The sequence below is a fragment of the Actinoplanes lutulentus genome, from assembly GCF_003259845.1.
In the GTDB taxonomy this organism is placed as follows: Bacteria; Actinomycetota; Actinomycetes; order Mycobacteriales; family Micromonosporaceae; genus Actinoplanes; species Actinoplanes lutulentus.
In genome coordinates this window covers 81,407-96,916 of record NZ_QLMJ01000001.1, presented here as the reverse complement: position 1 = coordinate 96,916, position 15,510 = coordinate 81,407, and the positions used below count along the sequence as shown (strand labels likewise).

The 15,510-nt window shown below is 69.5% G+C and carries 13 protein-coding genes; 12 read left to right on the top strand and 1 reads right to left on the bottom strand.

Annotation, left to right across the window (positions count from 1 at the left end):
• Positions 1-3 precede the first annotated feature (3 nt).
• From B0I29_RS00335 to B0I29_RS00280, 12 genes are all read left to right on the top strand, one after another.
• Positions 4-192, top strand: coding sequence for a hypothetical protein (locus B0I29_RS00335; protein WP_146616666.1), 189 nt, complete (start codon positions 4-6; stop codon positions 190-192).
• A gap of 289 nt (positions 193-481) precedes the next feature.
• Complete coding sequence (locus tag B0I29_RS00330) at positions 482-769, top strand: hypothetical protein (protein ID WP_146616665.1); 288 nt, start codon at positions 482-484, stop codon at positions 767-769.
• A 193-nt stretch (positions 770-962) separates the two neighbouring features.
• Positions 963-1,295, top strand: coding sequence for a hypothetical protein (locus B0I29_RS00325; protein WP_111646762.1), 333 nt, complete (start codon positions 963-965; stop codon positions 1,293-1,295).
• Positions 1,296-1,420: 125 nt separating this feature from the next.
• Positions 1,421-2,278: a HEAT repeat domain-containing protein gene (locus B0I29_RS00320; protein WP_111646761.1), complete on the top strand. Its 858-nt coding sequence runs from the start codon at positions 1,421-1,423 to the stop codon at positions 2,276-2,278.
• 192 nt (positions 2,279-2,470) lie between these two features.
• Positions 2,471-3,163, top strand: coding sequence for a hypothetical protein (locus B0I29_RS00315; protein WP_111646760.1), 693 nt, complete (start codon positions 2,471-2,473; stop codon positions 3,161-3,163).
• A gap of 217 nt (positions 3,164-3,380) precedes the next feature.
• Positions 3,381-4,463 (top strand): D-alanine--D-alanine ligase family protein, encoded by a 1,083-nt coding sequence (locus tag B0I29_RS00310; RefSeq protein WP_111646759.1) that lies wholly within the window; start codon positions 3,381-3,383, stop codon positions 4,461-4,463.
• Positions 4,460-5,596, top strand: a complete 1,137-nt coding sequence (locus B0I29_RS00305) for an acyltransferase family protein (RefSeq protein ID WP_111646758.1) — start codon at positions 4,460-4,462, stop codon at positions 5,594-5,596. Before B0I29_RS00310 ends, B0I29_RS00305 begins: the two co-directional genes overlap by 4 nt.
• Complete coding sequence (alr, locus tag B0I29_RS00300; RefSeq protein WP_220091243.1) at positions 5,593-6,708, top strand: alanine racemase; 1,116 nt, start codon at positions 5,593-5,595, stop codon at positions 6,706-6,708. Before B0I29_RS00305 ends, alr begins: the two co-directional genes overlap by 4 nt.
• 26 nt (positions 6,709-6,734) lie before the next feature.
• The gene (locus B0I29_RS00295) at positions 6,735-8,498 is read left to right on the top strand and encodes a CapA family protein (RefSeq protein ID WP_111646756.1); all 1,764 of its coding nucleotides are present in this window, start codon (positions 6,735-6,737) and stop codon (positions 8,496-8,498) included.
• Positions 8,499-8,622: 124 nt separating this feature from the next.
• Positions 8,623-9,339 (top strand): lysophospholipid acyltransferase family protein, encoded by a 717-nt coding sequence (locus tag B0I29_RS00290; RefSeq protein ID WP_220091242.1) that lies wholly within the window; start codon positions 8,623-8,625, stop codon positions 9,337-9,339.
• A 69-nt stretch (positions 9,340-9,408) separates the two neighbouring features.
• On the top strand, positions 9,409-10,332 hold the full coding sequence (locus B0I29_RS45535) for an RICIN domain-containing protein (RefSeq protein WP_220091241.1): 924 nt from the start codon (positions 9,409-9,411) through the stop codon (positions 10,330-10,332).
• Positions 10,333-10,396: 64 nt separating this feature from the next.
• Positions 10,397-11,542, top strand: coding sequence for a S8 family serine peptidase (locus B0I29_RS00280; protein ID WP_111646755.1), 1,146 nt, complete (start codon positions 10,397-10,399; stop codon positions 11,540-11,542).
• Here the strand turns inward: B0I29_RS00280 and eccCa are convergent.
• Positions 11,508-15,506 (bottom strand): type VII secretion protein EccCa, encoded by a 3,999-nt coding sequence (gene eccCa / locus B0I29_RS00275; RefSeq protein WP_111646754.1) that lies wholly within the window; start codon positions 15,504-15,506, stop codon positions 11,508-11,510. The two genes, B0I29_RS00280 and eccCa, sit on opposite strands and share 35 nt — an antisense overlap.
• Positions 15,507-15,510 lie beyond the last annotated feature (4 nt).

Below are 15,510 nucleotides of genomic sequence, written 5' to 3'. Positions count from 1 at the left end.
ACCATGTCCGAACCGGATCAGGACACTCTGCGGCAGACGGCGGAGCAGATCGCCGATCTTTGGTCCCATCGCGGGTACGCGTTCGTCGAGGACGATCAGTTGGACGGGCTCGCGACGACGTTGCGGGCGTTCTTGTGCGTTGCTCGGATTCCGTTCAACGATGCGGAGACCGCCGACCTGGCGACACCGTGACCCGACGGGCGCCGTCAGAGAGCGTCTGATTCAGGCGCCGGTGTCTGCTGCCCGAACGCCTCCGTGTCCAAGCGGAGTTCGTTTGATGTCACTCGGCGTTGGGGGCTGCGGCATGTGTGCGAGCCCTTTCTCCATTACCCGAGTACGGCCTACGCTCATCAGGCCTTTCCATGGACGGAGCCGCAATGCGCCAACCCGCCCGGACCCCGATGATCGCCGCCGTGAACGAGGCGAGTGTCTTTCTGGGCCTTCTCGCCGCGCTCGGTCATGACGGCGAGGAAATGACCGCGTGACCACCTCTCAGCGAGTGCACCTCGCGATCCTGCTGTCGTTCTTCACGGTGGTCCCGCTTGGCGCGGCCGGGCTCGGCGCCGTGGCGTTCTGGGACAGCTGGTCCCACCCGTGGCGATGGATCACGATCTTCTTGATCGTCATGTTTGCGGTGGGTGTCGTGTTCAGTGGATCGATCGCGTTCGACCGGCGACTCCGGTCGATTCCATGGCTGAGAATCGGCGCCGTCGGCCTGTTCTTGGTACTCGGCTGTGGAGTGACCTGGGCGCGCAATACCCTGCAATGAAGCACCTGCGAATTACGGGCTGCCGCCCCGCTCGTGCGACCACTCACCTGCGATCACCCTGTTCACGGTGCCTGAAATGGCGACCGCCTCGCGTGGCTGAGGAACAGGGTGACTGCAACAGTGTTAAGGCCGCACGCGCCTGCTGGCTGCGAGGCACTTCAGGTCGGCTCAACGGGCTGTGGAAGGTGGACACATGCATGAAGATGAACTCGTGACGATCGAGGAGTTGTGCTCCGCGGCCACTCCGGCGCCGTGGTTCGTCCGGGCCTTGGACGATGACTTCGCCATGAGCCTGGTGGCGGTGAGCACGGTTCCCGACACCGGCGCCGGCGAAAGGTGGCCGGATTTTGATCATCGAGACATCGTTGCCGCAACCTTGGTTCAGCATCCGCGATACGTCGATTCCGGCGACGAACGCTGGGATGGGAACGCAGTTTTCATCGCCATGGCGCGGGAGGCTGTGCCGCGCCTCGTGGAAGAGGTTAGGCGTCTGCGGGTCCTGCTCGCGGGCGAAGGCAATGATTAGCACCGTCTGACGTTGTTGCGGGGCTGTCTCAACCGGGTTCGGACGGCTGGACTGTCAGGACAGTGCTAACTAACTCGATCCCATCTCTGTGAAACGCTTGCGACGGCTTCGTAGGCTGCCGGGATATGGCTGGTGGACAGTCGGAACTCGACGATGTGCTCGTGGTGATCGGGCATCCGTGGAGCGACTTCGAGGTGCCGTTGACCGAGTGGATGTCGACCGGGCCCGGTCCGCGGCACGGGATCCGGCCGGAATCCGCGAAGTCCCGCACGACCGGTGAGCCACTGGCGCTGACGGTGATCCCGGTGGCCTACCGCAACGATCGTGAATCGCGTGCCCTGATCGCCGCCGGCGCGATCGTGTCGCCGTGGCGCGACGTGCCGTGGGATGTCGCCAACTGGGGTGTGCCGCCCTGCGAGGTCCGTGGTCCTCGGCCGTTCGACCGCGCCGTGGCCGATGCCGATCGGATCGACCAGCTGGCTGCGCAGGTTCTGCGGGTTCTGCCAGCCGGTTCGGTCGACGCCAGCTCGGCGCAGGTGGTGTCCGCCGCTGTCCCTGATTTCGGTGCCGCTGCGCCGCTGATGGTGCGCAGGCTCGCCGCTGAAGCGCGGTGGGCGGACCTGGATGCGATAGTCCAGCTCGCCGCGGCCGCCGGGCTAGCCGACGTCGCGGCGGTGCTGTGTGAGGTCCTCGAGTCGGATGCCCGGCCGCCTCAACCCGGGCATCTCGTGGACGCGCTGGGCCGGATGCAGCACCCTGCCGCCGTGGACCTGTTGCCTGGGCTGATCGACCAGTTCGTTTACGCGTACCAGGATCTGCCGGGAGCTCGGCGTTGTATCCGTGCCCTGGGTGCGATCGGCACGGGGAAAGCGCGTGCGCGTCTGGCGCTCGCCCACCTGTCCTGGACCGACGCGCCGGAACCTGTTCGGCAGTGGCTGGCCGAGGAGTCGCAAGTGCAGGACCAGCAGAATCCGTACCGTTGATATCGGTGCCCACGCCGCCTGGGCGACGGCAATCTGCGGGAGCGCAGCTGCTCCCGAGCGATGACGCCCGCGATCCGGGTCCGGACCCCGCGGGAGAGCCGGTCGGCGCGGCGTTCGGTGATAGGCAGGATTCGCCCGGGAAGTCAGGCCGGGCGGCAGGATCCTCGCAGTGGGCGTCGCCGTTGTCCGGGTATGACGCGAGACGATGTGGTCGTTCGGCCGCAGCACGCCGCAGTAGTCGGTGCCGTGGTCCTGATGAGCGCGGCGGCGGCGACGGGCGCTGCGGGGTGGTCGGTGCGGCGGGTGGTGAAGTACACCGATCGGTTCGGCTGGGACACCATCCCTGCGCTCTGGCCGCTGTTGGCCGGGGTGGGAGTTGCCGGCCTGGTTCTTCTTGTCCGGCCCCACCACGGTCGCCGCGCCGCCGTGGTGGCCGCGGTCTGCGCATCTCAGCTGGTGGGTGGCGGTGTCGCCGCTTCGCGGGACTGGTTCAACATCGGCGGCGCGACGGGGCTGCCGACTCGGCACCTGGCCGTGGTGCTCCCGCTGACCGCCGTGCTGATCGTTGCCATGACCGTCGCGTGCTGTGCCGCCGTGTCTCTGCTGATGCCTGCAGTTGCGGGGTCTCGCCCCCGATGGGGATGGCTCATCACCGGCGCAACGATCGCAGTCCTGGCGCCGATCCTCTGGGTTGGAGTCGTCGACTCATGGCAGGTGACAGCCCTGGGGCAGGCGGCATTGACGTGGTCGCTGCCATGGGGTCTCGCGATCGCGGCAGCCGGCTGGCTTGCTGACGGTCCGCGTCGAGCTGCTGCGGCAGCCGTTGCGGCCAGCACGCTGGTCACGGCTGGGGCATTCGCGATCATTGCCCTGCTTGACGCGTAGTGATCTTGAGTGCGGAATGGGTGGCCCGTTCTCCTCATTCCTCACGCTGACGCGTGGAGAGGTTCCCGATCCGCGGAAACTGAGCAGGAAGTGGTCTTCCCGGTGAGCAGTGGATCACCGCACAATCCGTGCCCAGAGCGCACCGGCGACGGTGCCTCGTCGTGTCTGGCTGACGGTGGAGCAGCACACGGCTGGCCCACGGAATGCGGAAACCTTCATGACCTCTGCGGTGACAGTCGCGGTGATTTTCGGCGGGCGCAGCGCTGAGCACGACGTGTCGTGCAAGTCGGCGGCCAGCGTGCTGCGGTTCCTTGACCGCACTCGATACACGGTTGTTCCGATCCGGATCACCATTGATGGGATCTGGCTGGTGGGCACCGACCGGCCGGGACAGCAGGTCGATGTCGACGCCCTGCACACGATGACCCCGGAGGACCCGCACCAGACGGCGACGCCGATCGAGAGCATGTTCGCGGCGCTGACGGCTCTGCGTGAGGTCGATGTCGTGCTGCCGTGCCTGCACGGACCGTATGGCGAGGACGGCACCCTGCAGAGCGTGCTGGAGTTCGCCGGTATCCCGTACGTGGGTAGCGGGGTGCTGGCGAGCGCGACCTCGATGGACAAGGAGTTCACCAAGAAGATCCTGGCCGCCGAGGGCATCGCGGTCGCGGACGGTGTGGTGCTGCGTCATGTCGGCGACATCGTCACCGAGACCGACCGGGTTCGGCTCGGCCTGCCGGTGTTCGTCAAACCCGCCCGTGGCGGGTCGAGCATCGGTGTCTCGGTGGTTCGCGACTGGGTCGAGCTTGACGCTGCCGTGGCCGAGGCCCGCAGAACCGACACGAAGGTTCTCGTCGAGGCTGCCGTTCCTGGCCGGGAGGTCGACGTCGGCGTGCTCGAGCAGCCAGGCGGTGTGATCGAGGCCGGTCCCACGCTGGAGATCGGCGTCGGGTCGCAGCGCGCGTTCTTCGACTACGAGGCGAAATACCGCGAAGGGCAGGGGACCACGTTCACCATCCCCGCCGACCTCGACGCGGCGACGACCGAGGCGCTGGAACTGACCGCGCTGCGGGTGTTCCGGGCGCTCGGTTGCGCCGGGCTGCTCCGGGTGGACTTCTTCCTGCCCGTGATCGACGGCCGGATGGTGCCGACGGTCAACGAGGTCAACACGATGCCCGGCCTCACCGCGATGTCACAGTTTCCGCGGATGTGGCAGGCGGCCGGTACCTCGTACCCTGATCTGCTTGATCTTTTGCTGCGGACGGCCTTGCACGTTCCGGCGGACCTGGCGCGGTCGTGACCGGCGAAAGCCGGGCGCAGTGGGCTGATCTGGCCAAGGGTGTGTGCATCATCCTGGTGGTGCTGTGGCACGTGATCATGAAGCATTACCTGCGCATCGACTGGCATCTGCCGGTGCCGCTGCCGGGCGCGTGGGGAACGTTCGGCGAGCAGCTGCTGCCGTTGCGCATGCCGCTGTTCTTCACCATCTCCGGCATGTTCGCCGCCGCGGCCGTCCAGCGTCCGTGGCGGGTGGTCCGGCGCGGCCGGACGATCAAATTCTTCTATCTGTACGCGGTGTGGTTCGCCGTGCACACGATGGTGCTCGCCCTGGTGCCGGCGTTTGACACCCTTGCCGCCCGCAGCGTTCTTGACGTGCTGGAGCAGCTCACCATTACGCCCACCAACCTGTGGTACCTGATTGCGCTCGCCGTCTATTTCGTGGTGGCCAAGCTGACCCGGGGCGTGCCCGTGGTGGTCGTGCTGGGTGCTGCGTTCCTGCTGTCGGCGGTGGCGTCGGCCGGTCTGCTCGCCAGTCCGGGTAACCGTGGTCAGCTCTACCAGAACCTGCTGTTCTTCCTCGCCGGGCTGCGGCTGAAGCCGTGGGTGCAGAGGCTGGCCGACGAGGCGACGATGCGGCTGGTGGTGTTCGGCGTGGTCGGCTACCTCGGTGTGATGGCCGCGCTGCGGCTGCTCGGCGCTGAGCGGTGGTTCGGTGTCTGGCCGGTGGCGAGCGGGCTCGCCGTGGTTCTTGGTGTGGCCGCTGCCGCTCAGTTGCAGCGTTTGCCGTGGCTGGCGACGCGGTTGGCAGGGTTGGGGCGGCAGACCTTGCCGATCTATGTGATGCATATGCCGCTGCTCGCGCTGCTGCATCTTGCGCTGCTACGGCCGTTCTCCGGGGCGGGCGTCGGGGCGCAGCTTGTTCTGGCGACGGTCCTGCCCGTGGCGCTGACCGCTCTGCTGATCTGGTTCTGCCTGGTGTTGCATCGCGGTCTCACTGTCAGCGGCGCGTCCTGGCTGTTCGATCTTCCGGGTCCGACTGCGGTTCCGGCTCCGGCTCGTTCCAGGCCGGAGCCGGAGCCGGAGCCGGAGCCGGAGCCCGTCGCGGATTGGTCCTCTGCGCCGACAACGGTGCTGCCGGTCGTGCGCCGATGAACATGGCCGAGGCATTCGTCGATCTCGACGCGGTCGCGCACAACACCGTCCTGCTCGCCCGGGCGGCCGGCACCGCGGCCGTGATGGCCGTCGTCAAAGCCGACGGATTCGGTCACGGCGCGGCTGCGGTGGCCAGGACCGCGCTGGATCACGGCGCGACCTGGCTCGGGGTGACGTCCCCGGCCGAGGCGACGGCGTTACGGGCGGCCGGGCTGACCGCACCGATGCTGATCTGGATGTATCCGCCGACCGAGACTTTCGATGACCTGCTGCACGCGGGCGTCGACGTGTCGGTCGGCTCGCTGCCGGCGCTGGAAGCCGTTGCCGAGGCCGCCGACCGAACCAACGTGGTCGCCCAGGTACACCTCAAGGCCGACACCGGGATGTCGCGTGGGGGAGCGGTCGCCGAGGAATGGCCGCAGCTGATGGCCTGGGCCCGCAAATTCGAACTCGCCGGGCTGATCCGGATCCGGGGCCTCTGGTCACATCTGGCGAACGCGGAGACTCCCGGCGATGCCGGGCTGCGGCGGCAGCTGCGGGCGTTCGAGGCGGCCCGCCAGGCGGCGGTCACCGCCCGCCTCGACCCGACGATCACCCACCTGGCGAACTCCGCGGCCACGCTGCAGCTGCCGCAGACCCGATTCGACCTTGTCCGGGCCGGTCTGGCGCTGTACGGCATCGAACCGGTCCCGGGCCGCACGTTCGGGCTTCGCCCGGCGATGACCGTGCGCGCTCAGGTCCTGCTCACCAAGCGGGTTCCGGCCGGCACCGGTGTTTCGTACGGCCCGGATCACGTCACCAGCCGCGAGACGACCCTCGCGCTCGTACCGCTGGGGTTCGCCGACGGCGTGCCGCGGCAGTCGACCGGCCGCGCGCACGTCGCGATCCACGGTGTCCGCTGCCCGGTCGTCGGCCGGGTCTCGATGGACCAGATCGTCATCGACGTCGGTGACCTGCGGGTCCGTCCCGGTGACATCGCGGTCATGCTGGGCCCGGGCACCGACGGCGAACCTACTGCGGCCGAGTGGGCGCAGTGGGCCGGCACGAATCCGAACGACATCCTGACCGGTATCGGTGCCCGGATCCCCCGACGGTACGGGCCGGTGCGGTGACGGATGCTGCTCCACGGTGGCCGGCGGTGGCCACCGGATCCGGGTTGTTGCTGATTGTTCTCGCTACGGTGGTGCAGGAGCACTATGCGCAGGTCGAATGGGATATGACCGCTGCGGTGCCGGCCTTCTGGTGGCATACGGCGCAGCTCGCCGCGATCCTGGGCGCGCCGCTGTTCTTCGTCGCTGTCGGCTTCGGTGCCCGGGTGGTGCCGCATCCCGGCTGGTACGGCGTGTCCGTGGCCGCCACCTTGGCCGTCCTGTGGCGATACGGGCCGGTGTACGGGCTCACACCGGTCCGGGACCTGGCCGAGCTGATCCGGTTCGTGGTGCTGCCGGACGCAGGGTTGGCCCTGGCCTATTCGCTCGCCCTGTTCCCGCTGGTCGCCAGGTTTGTCCGCCGGCCGCCGGCGTGGCTGGTCCTCGGCGGTGGCGCCACTGTGGCGGTGCTGGGAGCCGCGACCGCCGCCCGGCTGCCGGAGCTGGCCTCGGCAGCCGTACTCACCAGGCATCTGTTGTTCTTCCTGATCGGCTGGGTGCTGGGCTATCGGTTCGAAACGCTCGCCACGAAGCCGGCGCCGGCGATGACGCGAGCTCTGGCGCGCATCGGTGACGCGGCTGCCCCGATCGCCGCTGCTCTGGTGCCGGTCACCGCTGCCAGCGGCGCAGTCCTGGTAAGACGGCTCTCCACCCTCGACGGGCCGGCTCAGCTGGCCGTCGCCGTTGCCGAACCGATTCTGCTCACCGCAGCGATCGTGGTAGCCGGCATGGTCGCTCGGCGGCTGTCGCGCCGCTGGTGGCGGATCGCGCTGGCCACGGTGCTGTTCACGACTTCCGCGGGCTGCGCCCCACGATCGCCGGACCCGGCACCCGACGTGGTGCTCGCGTTCGGCGGCGACGTGCATTTCGAGGGCCGGATACGGAACCTGCTCAGCAACCACGGATCGGTATTCGGGCAGGCTGGGCCGCTGCTCAAGGCAGCGGATCTGGCGGTGGTCAATCTCGAGACGCCGGTCACCCTCCGCGACGATCCACAGCCCAAACGGTACGCGTTCCGCGCCGACCCGCCAGCCGCCGAAGCGTTGCATGCGGCCGGGATCGACGCGGTCAGCCTGGCCAACAACCACTCGATGGACCACGGCCGGGCCGGGCTCACCGACACGATCACCAACGTCCGAGCCGCCCGGGTCGGCGTGTTCGGGGCAGGCCAGGCAATCGACGAAGCGTTGCGGCCCTGGCGTACCCAAGTCCACGGTGTCCGCATCGCCGTGTTCGGCTTCAGCCAGGTCGCCGAACTGGCGGACACCTGGGCTGCCGGACCGTTGCGGGCCGGCATCGCCATGGCCTTCGACCTCGACCGGGCCGCGCGAGCGGTCGCGGCGGCCCGCGCGGACAGCGACCTCGTCGTGGTTATGCCGCACTGGGGCGTCGAGGGCGACCCGTGCCCGTCTCGCGAGCAGCAGACCTTCGCCCAGCGGATGGCCGACGCCGGCGCCGACATCGTGGTGGGCGCCCACGCCCACGTCCTGCAAGGTGCTGGGCACCTCGACGACACGTTCGTCGCCTACGGCCTGGGCAACCTGCTGTGGTACAGCTCGGGACTCTACCCACCGTTCAGTGCCCGCTCCGGCGTCCTGACCCTGACCGTACGCGGGCGCACCGTCGTCCGGTCCGAACTCGCTCCAGTGCTCACCTCGGAATCCGGCCGGCCCCGGCTGCTCACCGGATGGCGTGCTGACCTCGCCAGGGAGAACTACTCGCAGCTGAGCACGTGTGCGCAACTCAGGCGTTGATGTGCTGTCGTTCCCGCGTTGACCTTCGCGACCGCTAATGGTCAGTGCCGGGGTTCACCGGCTGCGGACGACGTGATGAGGCAATGTGGGCGAGCGACCGGTCGGCATGGCGAGAGTGCTCTCCGTGGCATTCTGGGCCTTCTTCGCAGTGTCCTCGCTGGTGTTCATCGGCGGGGTTGCGCTGATCCGGCTGGTGACCTTTCCGTTCGACCGGCGGCGAGTGGTGCTGCACATGTACGCGGCGGCGTGGGGGAGCATCTACCTCTGGGTCAACCCGCTGTGGCGGTTGCGGGTGCGAGGCCGCGACCGGCTGCCTTGGCACGGTGGCGCGATCCTGGTCGCCAACCACGCCTCGATGATCGACATCCTGGCCCTTCAGACGCTGTACCGGCCGATCAAATGGGTGTCCAAGCAGGAACTGTTCAAGACGCCAGTGGTGGGCTGGTACATGCGGCTCAGCGACTGCGTTGCGGTCAAGCGCGGTGACAGCGAGTCGGTGCGTCTGATGAAGGAGCACTGCGACCGGCTACTGGATGCCGGTTCGCAGCTGGCAATGTTCCCCGAGGGCACCCGTACCCGCGACGGGTCACTGCTGCCGTTCAAGGACGGCGCCTTCGAACTGGCGATCCGGCACAATGTTCCGATCATCCCGATCGCGGTACACGGCACCCGCCAGGCGCTGCCTGCGCAGGGTCTGGTGATGCGCGAGCGCGCCGACATCCTGGTCGAGGTGCTGCCGCCGCTTCTGCCAGCGGATTTCCCGGGTACGGCGGAACTGCGTGACGCCGCCCGCCAAGTGATCAGCGACGCGCTCGTGGCGGCCGGATCGCCGGTGCGCTGACCGGGCCGGTCAGCTCTGCGCCTACGCGCTGTCGATGTCACGTCGATGCGCGGCCTCTAGCGTTCCCGCGTGAGATCAGTCGAAGTCCGCCAGCTGAGATTGTTGCTCGTCGGTGTCGCAGTAAGCGGCCTGGCGGTGGCCGTGGCCGCGACCGGCAGTGTCACCGGCGATCAGCGCATGCCTGAGGCCGCGCAGAACTCTGCTGTCACGCCTGCGCCGATGGTGCGGGCCGTGCCGGGGATCGCGCAGCCCTTCTGGGACACTGTCGACGTCCCCAGCGTCGTCGGCGGTGTCCCAGGACCGCCGCCCGTGGCGATCGGGCCGGCCGTGGCGAACGCGCCTTCCGGGGTAAGCGAGCAGGTGGACGGCTCGGACGGCAGCCCGCAGAAGTCGCCGTCGGCCGCGGCGCCGCCGCCCAAGGCGCAGCAGCCGAATCCGGCGCGGTCGTCGGCGAAACCGTCAGCGCCGGGGACGAAACCATCGGCGCAGAACCCGCCCGCGGCGTCGAGCAAGCCGGCCACGCCGGCCGCTGACCGGCCGGCCACTACGACCAAGCCGGCCACCACCACCAAGCCCGCCACGACCACCACAACCAAACCCGCGACGGTCACCGGCAAGCTCATCCGCGGCTCCGCCAGCGGCCGCTGTATCGACGTCACCGGCCGCAGCAGCGCGGACGGAACACGACTGCAGATCTGGGACTGCACCGGTGCCGCGTGGCAGCTGTGGGTGTTCAAATCAGACGGGACCCTCCGGTCACAGGGCATGTGCATGGACATCGCCCTGGCATCGCGGGACAACGGCACCGCCATCCAGATCGCCCGCTGCAACGGCGGCTGGGCGCAGCGTTTCACCCTGAACGCGGCCGGTGACCTCGTGAACCCGACCGCGGACAAATGCGTGACGGTCAAAGACGTGCGCACCGACAACGGCGGGCCGCTCGAGCTGTGGGATTGCGTCGGCACCGGTAACCAGAAGTGGCGTAAGGGCTGACCTGCCTGTCGATCCGGCGTCCGCAAGTGTGAACAGGCGCCTATCGGCGTACGTAGTCCAGGCCATGAGGTGGAGTTGGACGGCCGGGACACTGGCGCTGGCCCTGGCGGGTCTGCCGATCGCGGCGCCGGTGAGCGCGACGCAGGAACCACCGGCGCTGCCGGTGCCCGGTAGCGGTTCTTGCGTGGAAGCGTCTTCGGTGGTGGTGGCCGCGATGTCGGCGCCGCAGGCACGAATGGCGCCGGATCTGGTGTCGTCGCTGACCAGGGGACGCGGTGTCGTCGTCGCGGTCATCGACACCGGGGTCAGCGACAAGGCGCCCGCGCTGGCCGGCGCGGTTTGGCCGGGCGGTGACGTGGTGGGCGGCGGGCCGGCCCGCGATGACTGCCTCGGGCGCGGCACCGCGCTCGCCGGGATCGTCGCGGCCCGCCCGATCGCCGGTACCGCACTGGCCGGAATGGCGCCGGAGGCCACGATCCTGCCGGTCCGGGTCGTCGACGCCGCTGGGCGGCTGCAACCACAGGCGCTGGCCGCCGGCATCGGTTTCGCGGTGGACCAGCGGGCGTCGGTGATCCTGGTCGGGTCCGGCGTCGCCGAGGACTCGCCTGCACTGCGCGATGCGGTGATCCGGGCTACCGCCGCGAACAGCCTGATTGTCGCGGCCGCCACCATTGCCGGCCAGCAGAGTGTGACAGCCGGTCAGACGCCGCCGGTGTCCTACCCCGCGGCGTACCCGCTGGTGTTGTCGGTGTCCGAAGCAGGCGCCGACCTGAGCGGGCAGCAGGTCGACCTGATTGCACCCGCCGCGGGCGCCTACAGCATCGGACCCACGGGGGACGGCCACTACCGGGTCGGCGGCCCGGCCGTGGCCGCCGCCTACGTGGCCGGTACGGCGGCCCTGGTCCGCTCCTACCATCCCGGCTTGCGGTGGGCGCAGGTCCACGAACGTCTGCTGTCGACCGCTGAGGCGCCGGCGGCCGGTACCACGGGTCCGGCAACACTCGACGCGTACGCCGCGGTGGCCGCACTGACCAGCCCGCGCCCCCCCGCCGCGCCGCCGCGGGGCGGCGCCGTGACCATGCCGATGCCGTCGCCCGGCGACCCGGCGGTCCGGGCCGCCGGTATCGCCGGGTCGGTGCTGCTGCTGGGCGGCGTCGTGCTCGCCGCCCTGATCGTCACCGTCCGGTCGGTGCGGCGGCGTCGACGGTGACGACGGCAGGATCGGACCACGCGGTCTGAATCAGCCGATGCCCGCGGCGGCTGCACAGCAGAGCCCGCCCCGGCGGCAGGTGCCGCGGCTTGGCGCCGCCGAGCAGCGGACCTTCCGTCGGCGGGCAGGACAGCGCCACGTCCGGACTGTTGGTTTCCTGCAGCCGCCGGATCAACGGGTCCATCGACATCCGGGACAGGTTCGACGCGCCGCGGGTCAACACCAGGTGAAAGCCGATGTCGGCGCCGTGCTGCAGCATCGGCACCAGGGCTTGCAGCGGACTGTCCATGCCGGAGAGCATCTCGTAGTCGTCGACCAGTACGAACAACCGTGGACCGGTCCACCAGTCGCGGCGGCGCAGCTGCTCAGGGCTGATGTCCGCGCCCGGCACCCGAGGCCGTAGACCGGCCAGGGCGTCGGCGACCGTGGCCCGGGTCGACTCCGCCGACACCGAGTAGCCGAGCCGGTAGGCGTCCGGAATCGCGTCGAACAGCGTCCGGCGGTAGTCGACGAGCAGGATGCGGGCTTCACCGGGAGCGAACCGGGCACAGATGGAACGGATCAGGTGACGCAGCAGGTTCGACTTGCCGCTCTCCACATCACCGAGCACGGTCAGGTGCGGCACTTCACCGAAGTGATGCCACACCGGCGACATACGTTCCTCGTCGAGGCCGAACGGCACCCGGAAATCACCTTCCGGCGCCGGCAGGATCCCGGCGTCGAGCACGGCCGGCAGCGTACGCACCGGCGGCGCCGGCTCGCCCGGCCAGAAATCGGCGACCGAGGTGGCCAGATCGCGGGCGCCGTCGGCTGCCGAGTCCGGGTCCTCGACGCCGTCGATGCGCGGCAACGCGCCGAGGAAATGCAGCTTGTCGGACGTCAGGCCGCGGCCGGGGATCTGCGGCACGGTGGCCGCCAGCCGCAGGTCGACCGTCGAGTCGACCGGGTCGCCGAGTCGCAGCTCCAGCCGGGTGCCGACCTGGTCACGCATCCCGTGGTGGACCTCCGACCAGCGTGAAGCGGTCAGCAGCAGGTGGACACCGAAGTTCAGGCCGCGGGCGGTGATCTGCCGCACCGCGGCGTCGACGGCCTCGAACTCCTGGCGCAGCGTGAACCAGCCGTCCACGACCAGGAACACGTCGCCGTACGGGTCGTCGATGATCTCGCCGGCGGCACGCTGGCGGCGGTAAGTCGCCATCGAGTCGATGCCCCGGTCGGCGAAGACACGTTCGCGGCGGGCGATCAGCGCGGTGATCTCCGCGACGGTGCGGCGTACCCGGTCCTCGTCCAGGCGCCCGGCGACACTGCCGACGTGCGGCAGCCCGGCGATGCTGGCAAGGGTGCCGCCACCGAAGTCGAGGCAGTAGAACTGCACTTCGGCCGGGCTGTGGGTCAGCGCCAGCGCGGCGATGACGCTGCGCAGCAGGGTGCTCTTGCCGCTCTGCGGCCCGCCGGCGATCCCGAGGTGCCCGCCGACACCGGACAGGTCGACGACGAGCAGTTCCCGGGCCTGTTCAGCCGGGCGGTCCACATAGCCGACCGGGGCGACCAGCCGGCCGTTGCCGGGCCAGCGGGCGGCAACCAGGCCACGACGCGAATCGGGCTCCAGCGCCGGCAGCAGCTGGTCGAGCGTCGGCGGTGCGGCCAGCGGCGGCAGCCACACCTGGTGCGCCGGCGGGCCCTGCCCGGCCAGCTGGGTCACCATCACCGACATCACACTGGCGGACTGCTCCGCGGCGTCGTCCGGCGCCGCCTTGGCATCCGGTTCGGCGGGCAGCGGATCGGCGTGCCGATGCGGCACGTGCTCCAGCAGATACGGAACCACCTGACGCTGCACGATCTCCTGGCGGACCCGTGCCGCCCGCGGACGGTACGAGCCGGAGACGTAGGCAGCCTTGAACCGCACCAGCGTCGACACATCGGTGCGCAGATAGCCGTTACCCGGCGCTGACGGCAGCTCGTAGGCGTCCGGTACCCCGATCACCGACCGCGATTCGAGGGCGGAGAAGGTTCGCAGCCCGATGCGGTAGGACAGGTGCGATTCCAGCTGCCCGATCCGGCCGTCGTCGACACGCTGGCTGGCCAGCAGCAGATGCACACCGAGTGAGCGACCCAACCGGCCGATCATCACGAACAGGTCGATGAAGTCGCGGTGGGTGGCGAGTAGCTCACTGAACTCGTCGACCACGATGAACAGCGTCGGCAGCGGATCCAGCGCTACGCCGCCGGACCGGGCCTTCTCGTAGTCGAGTACCGAGCTGTAGCCGCCGACCGCCCGCAAAAGTTCCTGGCGCCGGACCAGCTCGCCCTGCAGCGCGTCGCGCATCCGGCCGACCAGCGCGGCCTCGTCGGCCAGGTTGGTGATCACCGCGGAGGTGTGCGGCAACTCGTCGAGGCCGAGGAACGTGGCGCCGCCTTTGAAGTCGACGAGCACGAAGTTGAGCGTTTCGCTGGAATGGGTCGTGGCCAGCGCGACGACCAGGGTCCGCAGCAATTCGCTTTTGCCCGACCCGGTCGCGCCGATGAGCATGCCGTGCGGGCCGGAGCCACCCAGCGCCGACTCCTTGAGGTCGAGTTCGATCGGGGTGCCGTGCCGGTCCACGCCGATCGGTACCCGCAGCCGTTGGGCGGCCGGCCGGGCTGACCACAGCTCACCGAGGTTCAGGGCGCGGGGATCGGCGATACCCAGCAGCGACGGCAGGTCGAAGTCGGTGGTCAGCGCCTCGCGGTCCGGTTCGGTGGTCAGGGCGAGCCGGTACGGCGACAGCAGCCGTGCCAGGGCGGTGGCGGCCGGTTCGCCGAGGAAATCCGGCGCGGCTAGCAGGGTGTGCACCGGGCTACCCACCCGGTCCAGGCGGATCATCTCGAGGCGTTCCGCGTCGACGTGCAACGTCAGCACCTCCTTGTCCAGACTCGGTGTCGGCGTGTCCAGATCGATCAGCAGGGTGTTGCGGTAGCCGCCGCTGGTGAACCGGGCGCCGTTGGGAAGCCTGCCGCCGTCGCGGATCACCACCACGTACGGTTCGTCGCGGGTCACCCGGGCGTCGCGTTCGTAGCGGGGGCGTTCGAGGAAGTCGTCGCCGAGCATGCGTTCGATCCCGTCGATGCCGTCAGCGACCAGACGGACTTGGCCGGCCGCGTCCTGTTCGGCAGCGTGCTGCAGATGCGGCAGCCACTTGGCCCATTCCCAGGCGTCGGCGCCGCTGGTGCCCACACAGAGCGCGAGCGTGACCTCCTCCGGCGCGTGCAGGGTCACCAGCTGCGCGATCAGGGTGCGTACCAGAGCGCGGGCGTGGGAGGGGTCGCCGCCAACGCGGATCTCGGCGAAGCCGGGCAGGAACAACGCGACCGGCAGGTCCTGCACGGTGCTGTAGGCCCGGATGAATCGGCGCAGCGACTTGGCCGACAGCGGCTCCAGATCCTCGATCGGTTTGGTCTGCAACGGCGCGATCCGTACCGCGAGGCGCTGCTCGCCGGTGCCGACGCGTACCTCGAGGAAGTCGGGGTGGCTGGGGCGGCGTTCCCACCGGCGCGAAGTCATCGCCAGCGTCCACAACGCCCGCGGGTCCGGGTCGCGCCACAACGCGGCTTCTCGCTGCTGATCGACGTACTGGCGTGCGCGGCGCCGGTTCTGCGCGAGATGGCGAAGATAGTCACGGCGTTCCGCGCCGGCGCGCTGTTTGCGGTCTCCGCCGCCGCCCAGCTGGCCGAGCATCATGGCGCCCATCGCGACGACCATCAGGCCCGACATCATCAGGTTCATCGAGCCGCCGCGCGACGAGCCGGTGGTGAACATCAACGCCATGACGCCACCCATCAACGCCATCGGTAGCACCATCAACATCGTGCGCATCGCATTGGATTGCTGCTCGGCCAGCTCCGGCGGCTCCTGAAGGCTGAGTTCGCCGCTGGGCGCCTCCGGGCCGCTGCGCCGTGCCGGGCGTTTGAAGATCGCGGTCGCCATGGTT

Bases quoted from the DNA above. Each gene is read 5' to 3' on its own strand.
- B0I29_RS00335 (WP_146616666.1), top strand. From the start codon at position 4: ATGTCCGAACCGGATCAGGACACTCTGCGGCAGACGGCGGAGCAGATC.
- B0I29_RS00325 (WP_111646762.1), top strand. From the start codon at position 963: ATGCATGAAGATGAACTCGTGACGATCGAGGAGTTGTGCTCCGCGGCC.
- B0I29_RS00320 (WP_111646761.1), top strand. From the start codon at position 1,421: ATGGCTGGTGGACAGTCGGAACTCGACGATGTGCTCGTGGTGATCGGG.
- B0I29_RS00315 (WP_111646760.1), top strand. From the start codon at position 2,471: ATGACGCGAGACGATGTGGTCGTTCGGCCGCAGCACGCCGCAGTAGTC.
- B0I29_RS00310 (WP_111646759.1), top strand. From the start codon at position 3,381: ATGACCTCTGCGGTGACAGTCGCGGTGATTTTCGGCGGGCGCAGCGCT.
- alr (WP_220091243.1), top strand. From the start codon at position 5,593: ATGAACATGGCCGAGGCATTCGTCGATCTCGACGCGGTCGCGCACAAC.
- B0I29_RS00280 (WP_111646755.1), top strand. From the start codon at position 10,397: ATGAGGTGGAGTTGGACGGCCGGGACACTGGCGCTGGCCCTGGCGGGT.
- eccCa (WP_111646754.1), bottom strand. From the start codon at position 15,506: ATGGCGACCGCGATCTTCAAACGCCCGGCACGGCGCAGCGGCCCGGAG.